5 protein-coding genes and 2 riboswitches are annotated in these 6365 nt (G+C 39.9%); of the genes, 1 reads left to right on the plus strand and 4 read right to left on the minus strand.

Annotation, left to right across the window (positions count from 1 at the left end; translation table 11 throughout):
• Positions 1-2 precede the first annotated feature (2 nt).
• The 4 genes from eutC to thiT form a co-directional block, all read right to left on the minus strand.
• Complete coding sequence (gene eutC, locus N178_RS20605; RefSeq protein WP_045294508.1) at positions 3-716, minus strand: ethanolamine ammonia-lyase subunit EutC; 714 nt, start codon at positions 714-716, stop codon at positions 3-5.
• Positions 717-730: 14 nt separating this feature from the next.
• Complete coding sequence (locus N178_RS20610) at positions 731-2101, minus strand: ethanolamine ammonia-lyase subunit EutB (protein WP_045294510.1); 1371 nt, start codon at positions 2099-2101, stop codon at positions 731-733.
• A 26-nt stretch (positions 2102-2127) separates the two neighbouring features.
• Positions 2128-3546 (minus strand): ethanolamine ammonia-lyase reactivating factor EutA, encoded by a 1419-nt coding sequence (locus N178_RS20615; protein ID WP_045294511.1) that lies wholly within the window; start codon positions 3544-3546, stop codon positions 2128-2130.
• A gap of 157 nt (positions 3547-3703) precedes the next feature.
• Positions 3704-4309 carry an energy-coupled thiamine transporter ThiT gene (thiT, locus tag N178_RS20620; protein WP_045294515.1) on the minus strand — a complete coding sequence of 202 codons (606 nt, stop codon included), beginning with the start codon at positions 4307-4309 and terminating at the stop codon, positions 3704-3706.
• Between the two features lie 32 nt (positions 4310-4341).
• Positions 4342-4442: riboswitch (TPP riboswitch) on the minus strand.
• Between the two features lie 173 nt (positions 4443-4615).
• Positions 4616-4800, plus strand: a riboswitch (Lysine riboswitch).
• 103 nt (positions 4801-4903) lie between these two features.
• Between thiT and N178_RS20625 the strand changes: the two genes are divergently transcribed.
• On the plus strand, positions 4904-6343 hold the full coding sequence (locus N178_RS20625) for an amino acid permease (RefSeq protein WP_029714962.1): 1440 nt from the start codon (positions 4904-4906) through the stop codon (positions 6341-6343).
• The last annotated feature ends 22 nt before the right edge of the window (positions 6344-6365 follow it).

Below are 6365 nucleotides of genomic sequence, written 5' to 3' on the forward strand. Positions count from 1 at the left end.
GTTTAGACAATAAGATGTACACCGCTTGTTTGCTGCTTGATCATTTTTTTAATCATGGTACCGATATGTGCGGCTGCCTCAATAGGAGGCGTTCCTCTTCTATGAATATTAGAAATAACCATACGATCAGACTCTTTTTTCCCTTTGCTAGGTTCATAGCACATGTAAGCACTCATTGATTCAGCACTGACCAGTCCGGGTCGCTCTCCAATCAATAGTACAAGTGCTTTTGGTTTTATAATCTCGCCAATTTCATCCATACATGCAACTCGTCCTCCTTTTACAAAAAATGAAGTCCCGACACGAAGTCCATATGACTGCAGGGAATCAATTAAAGCAGGATACACGTCGCTCATGTTTTCTTCGATTGCCTTAGCGCTCAGTCCATCTGATACCACTACTTGTACATCAGGCTGCTGCACGCAGTTTTTTAAAATCTCTTTCTTAGCGTCATCTGCTAATAATCTTCCTTGATCCGGTCGTTTTAAATAATGTTCTTTTGACTCCACGCGTGTATTCACAGAAAAAAGATTAAATTCAGATAGAAGATTTTCTGAAACTACTCCATATACAGAGTCTACAGCTGCGGCGTGATCCGTACGAAAAGATAAAACGTTTTTTGTTAGCGGCCTTGTTCCCGTACGACCGACACCTATGCGGGCAGGGGTAAATTGTTTAAGTGTTTCAAGCGGATCGCGATTTGACTTTGGTATCATAGTAAGCACCTTCCTTAAATCAAATTCATAAAAATAGTTGGGTCTCCAGCTCTTGATGTAAAGCGTCCGTTTTCCATAATACGCTGATCTTCTAGCCATTTTTGAAATAAAGGCGTTGGGGTACGGCCATGTACATGGCGCACGGTTGCGATATCATGATAACTAAGAGACTGATAGTTTAGCATGCAGTCATCAGCCATGGGCACTCCTATTACAAAGTTCACTCCAGCTGTTCCTAGAAGCATACTTAAATTATCCATATCGTTTTGATCAGCATCCATGTGGTTGGTGTAACATACGTCTACTCCCATAGGCAATCCGTGCATTTTGCCCATAAAATGATCTTCTAGCCCAGCTCGTAGGACTTGTTTGCTGTTATATAAATATTCAGGTCCAATAAATCCAACAACCGTGTTAACTAAGAAAGGCTTGTAGTGGCGAGCTAAGCCGTAGCATCTAGCTTCGAGCGTTACTTGATCAATATTATAGTGAGCTTCTGCTGACAGTTCAGAACCTTGTCCTGTTTCAAAATACCAGCGGTTCGGACCTTTTGCTGTACCTTTTTCATGAATTAACGCTGTTGCTTCATCGAGCATAGGCAGTGAAATCCCAAATGAGTCATTACCGGCTTCTGTTCCTGCTAAACTTTGAAAAATCAAGTCCGCCGGTGCTCCTTTTTCGATTGCTCTCATCTGACTTGTTACATGTGATAACACACAGTTTTGAGTAGGGATGGACCATTCATTGATTATATTTTTTGTTTCATTTAAAAGCGCGTAGATATTATCCGTTGTGTCAATAACGGGGTTAATTCCAATAACCGCATCCCCAATTCCATAGCTTAACGCTTCGTAGAGAGATGCTCTCATTCCTTTTAAGTTATCTGAAGGATGATTAGGCTGAGCTCTGGAAGCCAATACGCCCTTTTGGCCGATAGTCGTTTGACAAGTGGTTTGCACTTCTATTTTGGCTGCTCCTTGAATTAAATCTAAATTGGACATAATTTTAGTAGCTGCCGCAATCATTTCGCTGCTTAATCCTTTGCTAAGCGCAAGAAGGTCTTCTCCCGTATACTCATCAGATAAGATGTATTCTCTTAACTCCCCTACCGTCCAATTTTTTATAATGTCGTAAATCGATGAATCAATTTGACTTTCGATTAACGCCGAGACATTGTCTTCATCTGCGCTGAGCAGAGGGTAATTTCGAATATCAGCAAGTGTTATATCAGCTAGAACTTGTTTGGCTGCCATTCTTTCTTTCATTGACTCAGCGCTGACTCCTGCTAGCTGATCTCCAGAACGTTCTTCGTTTGCTTTGGCCATGATTTCTTTTAAGCTATAAAATGAAAATGTTTCTCCTAATAATCGTGTAGTTTTAAACATCGTTTCCTCCTTGTATATTTAGTGGGTTAGGATGAAAAAGCGAGCGTTTTAACGGAAACAGAGATTGCTTCTCCAGCTACTGGTAATCCAAGATCAATGTAATCTCCGTGTGTAAAATCTATTTGATCTAAACAAATAATTTCTAATTCTTTCTTCTGTTTGGCTAGTGCTTGTCCCAAAGCTTTTGCAATATCTTGCTCGCATAAAACAACGAGGCACTTAGCTCCCTTAAAACAAGCAATGAATTCAACGCTTATTACTTTTGCTAATTCTTGAAGCATCTTATAGCTGCAGTAAGGAAAATGAGATAAAGCAATAGCAGCGGGAGGATCTTCTGCACTGAAAACAATTGAAGCCTGCATACATGCCGTTCGAGCTCTTTCTTGAAACAGCTGCGGATTCCACTCCTCTTCTTGCTGTACGGGTATCTCTATAATCGGAATATTTTTCAGCGGCAGCCGTTTAGACCCAATGTATACGGTTGACCCGCTAACTTCTGTATTTTGCATGCCGGCTCCAATGACAGTAGCGCGCGTTGTTTCAGCGGCTTGAGATACCTGTATGGATTGAAAGTGATACGCTAGCAGCGGACCGATATCTCCGTGTACGGCCACTTCCTTCACTGTTTTTGGCTTTTGTTTCTTCATCATTGCTCCTATTCCTCCTGAAACCATGATTGTTTCCGGCTGTATAGAAGACCTTATATGAGGAGAAACGAGCAGCGAAGAGGTTTGAGTCAGTGCTCTTACATAATTCACGGTTTCTTCAGCTAGCAATTGACAGATAGAAGAGAGTTTTTCAAATGTTGCTTTTTCATCTTCATACAGCATCAAAGAATTATTTTTTAAAAATTCAGTTAAATAAGGCGAAACGTAGGTAACAAAACCATCTGAATTCAGACGAATTAATCTTCCGCCTACATGCAATGTGAACGTCTCTATCACTTTGCCATTTTGACATAAAGCGATGTTAGCGGTGCCTCCCCCTGCATCGATATTAGCAATTACTCGATTTGTTTCAACAGAACGTTCGATTGCTCCCGATCCTTTTGCCGCTAACATTCCTTCTAAGTCAGCACCAGCTGTTGCAACAACAAAATCCCCAGCGTGTTCAGCTAGATAGTGAACGATACTCTCTGCATTTTGCTTCCGAGCAGTTTCTCCTGTAATAATCACAGCGCCTGCCTCCACTTGATCTAAGGAGACCCCTGCTTTTTTGTACTCTTTTTCTAGTAATAGTGTTAACCTTCGAACATCGATTTCAACTTCGTTTACCATAGGTGTTGTATAGATGGAACTTGCATACGTTACGCGACGATCAATAATTTGACAGCCTGGCAGCGTAAACTGGTTTTGTTGATTTGCTATTAACAGCTTGCTTACAATCAGTTTTGTTGTGCTTGTTCCAATATCTAACCCTATGCTCGTGATCCATTTCTGTAGCATGCTATCAATCCCTTATCTCGTTTGAATATGGTGATTATCATAAAACAGTTTTTTGAATATTTCATTAACTATGTTATCAAACCTGACACACTTTCGTGTAAACAAAGGTGACAAATGACAAAAAAAGACTAAATCTTGGTAGATTTAGTCTTTTTTATTATGAGTGTGATTTAGTTACAATCATTCTTGATGCCGATGGAATTAATAGTGAAAGAATGATTAAGCAGGCTATTAATGACCCTACCATTGAAATACCGTTCATTGAAAAAGAATACCACAAAGCGGACATTCCCTTTGGCGCATATGATCCCCAAAAAATAATACCAGCAATAAAGTGCCAGAAATAGCGCGCGAAGCTGCCGATAATAAGGGATAGAACAATTAAAACAAAAGCTTTTGATCTGTTATTGTTAACTAAATTTGTTTTGATAGATTGTGAAAAAACACCCCCAAAACCTATAAAAGCAAAAGCCACAATATATTCAATAAATGTTTGCAGCGCTGTTAAAATATAAGCCGTTCCTGTTGCTAACTGCAAAAGCCCCCATAATAGACCAGATAGAGCTCCGCCTTTTACTCCCCAGCGAAAGCACATAATAAAAATGGGCACCATGGAGAACGAAATACTCACAGCCGTTGCAATCTTAATGGAAGGCAAAAGATCAAGTAAAAGTGCCAATGCTGCAAAAATAGCTATTTCAATTTTAGCCTGTAAAGGTAATGCTTTATTCACGTTTCTCACTCCTGTTTTTGAATCATTCATATCAAACGGTTTACACAGGAGTAAGCAAATATATGCTACTATTCCCACATTCCTGCGCTAGCGTTAACTAACAGGTTCGAAGGGTCTGAACAATTTGTTCACTCTCAGCACGGCGGCTCCCCCTGTGGTACGTTCGGATATTTATGTATTATGAAGACAATATTTATTATACCATATGTCACAAAATAGATTCGAGAGATTTCAAAGATGTTTCTATTTTCTGAATCTATTTTTATAATGACAATCGTTTTAGTATTTGATATACTTCTTTTATGTCAATTGAATATAAAAAACCCTCATCCTAATCGATGAGGTAGAGGTCGCAGTTTTTAATAGTAAAGTAACGGAAATGCAGAGAACATTTATGATGTTGCTTGAAAGGAAAAATTGCCGAAGTTTAGATCATTTCTCGGTTGATTTAAGCTGGGGCTGTCTCCGAACAGGAACAGAACTGTCACATCATGCGAATGATGTGAAGAGCTATCTTCACGGAAGGTTGACGCGGTTTTCAGATTTAAAAGCGCGCACATATACTGCGGGTCTTTTTTTATGTTATCCCGTCTCTTTCCGTACATTCGAAAGGAGTATTTATCTATGCAAGAGCAGCAAGAATTAAAACGTGGGTTGAAATCTCGCCACTTAACGATGATTTCATTAGGAGGAGCCATCGGAACCGGCTTATTCCTAGCAAGTGGTGGAGCAATTCACACAGCAGGACCCGGGGGAGCGCTTTTAGCTTACGCGATCATTGGCGTCATGGTTTACTTTTTGATGACCAGCCTGGCGGAGCTCGCAGCTTATATGCCTGAAGCTGGTTCGTTTAGTACGTATGCGTCTCGGTTTGTAGATCCATCCTTTGGTTTCGCTCTCGGCTGGAACTACTGGTATAACTGGGCTATTACGATTGCAGCTGAATTATCCGCTGGAGCCCTTATTATGAAATTTTGGTTCCCGAACTCTTCTTCTATTTTATGGAGTGCCCTCTTTTTATTAATTATGTTTGGGCTTAACTACCTTTCTGTAAAAGGATTTGGTGAATCAGAATTTTGGTTTTCGTTAATTAAAGTAATAACGGTTATCATCTTTTTAGTTATTGGTATTATGATGATTTTTGGTATCTTTAACAATGAAGCACCAGGTTTTAAAAATTTCACGCTTGGTGATGGACCTATTCATGGTGGATTCTTTACTGTCCTAGGTATTTTTATGGCTGCAGGTTTTTCATTCCAAGGAACAGAGTTGCTTGGAGTCGCAGCTGGAGAAAGTGAAGATCCAGAAAAAACGGTTCCTCGCGCAGTTAAACAAGTCTTCTGGCGCATCTTGTTATTTTATATTTTAGCTATTTTTGTTATCGGGATGCTTATTCCATACACAGCGGATTCCTTAGCAAGTGATGATGTGCGAGTAAGTCCCTTTACTTTAATATTCGAACGAGCAGGTCTAGCGTTTGCTGCATCAGCTATCAATGCCGTTATTTTAACAGCTGTTTTATCTGCTGGTAACTCAGGTATGTATGCTTCTACACGTATGCTGTGGAACTTAGCGAAAGATGGAAAAGCACCGAGGTTCTTAGCAAAAGTGAATAAACGAGGCGTTCCGGTTAATGCCTTAATCGCAACGGCGCTTGTCGGTACACTTGCATTTGGTGCTTCATTCTTTGGAGATGGTGCGGTATACACATGGTTACTTAACGCTTCTGGTATGTCTGGTTTTATTGCTTGGTTAGGAATCGCGATTAGCCACTATCGTTTTAGAAGAGCATTTGTTGCTCAAGGTCATGATTTGAGTGAACTTCCATATCATGCAAAACTTTTCCCATTTGGCCCTATCTTTGCCTTTATTTTATGTGCCGTTGTTATTTTAGGCCAAAACTATTCGGCGTTTATGGGTGACTCGATTGACTGGTACGGTGTACTTGTTTCTTATATCGGACTGCCTTTATTCTTAATTGTTTGGTTAGGATACAAATGGACGAAAAAGTCAAAACTTATCCCGTTAAAAGAGTGTCAAGTAACAGTGAAAAAATACGAATAAAAAAAGCTCTCTATTCTTTTGA

It is taken from the genome of Priestia aryabhattai B8W22, assembly GCF_000956595.1.
In the GTDB taxonomy this organism is placed as follows: domain Bacteria; phylum Bacillota; class Bacilli; order Bacillales; family Bacillaceae_H; genus Priestia; species Priestia aryabhattai.

Bases quoted from the DNA above. Each gene is read 5' to 3' on its own strand.
- eutC (WP_045294508.1), bottom strand. From the start codon at position 716: ATGATACCAAAGTCAAATCGCGATCCGCTTGAAACACTTAAACAATTT.
- N178_RS20610 (WP_045294510.1), bottom strand. From the start codon at position 2,101: ATGTTTAAAACTACACGATTATTAGGAGAAACATTTTCATTTTATAGC.
- N178_RS20615 (WP_045294511.1), bottom strand. From the start codon at position 3,546: ATGCTACAGAAATGGATCACGAGCATAGGGTTAGATATTGGAACAAGC.
- thiT (WP_045294515.1), bottom strand. From the start codon at position 4,309: ATGAATGATTCAAAAACAGGAGTGAGAAACGTGAATAAAGCATTACCT.
- N178_RS20625 (WP_029714962.1), top strand. From the start codon at position 4,904: ATGCAAGAGCAGCAAGAATTAAAACGTGGGTTGAAATCTCGCCACTTA.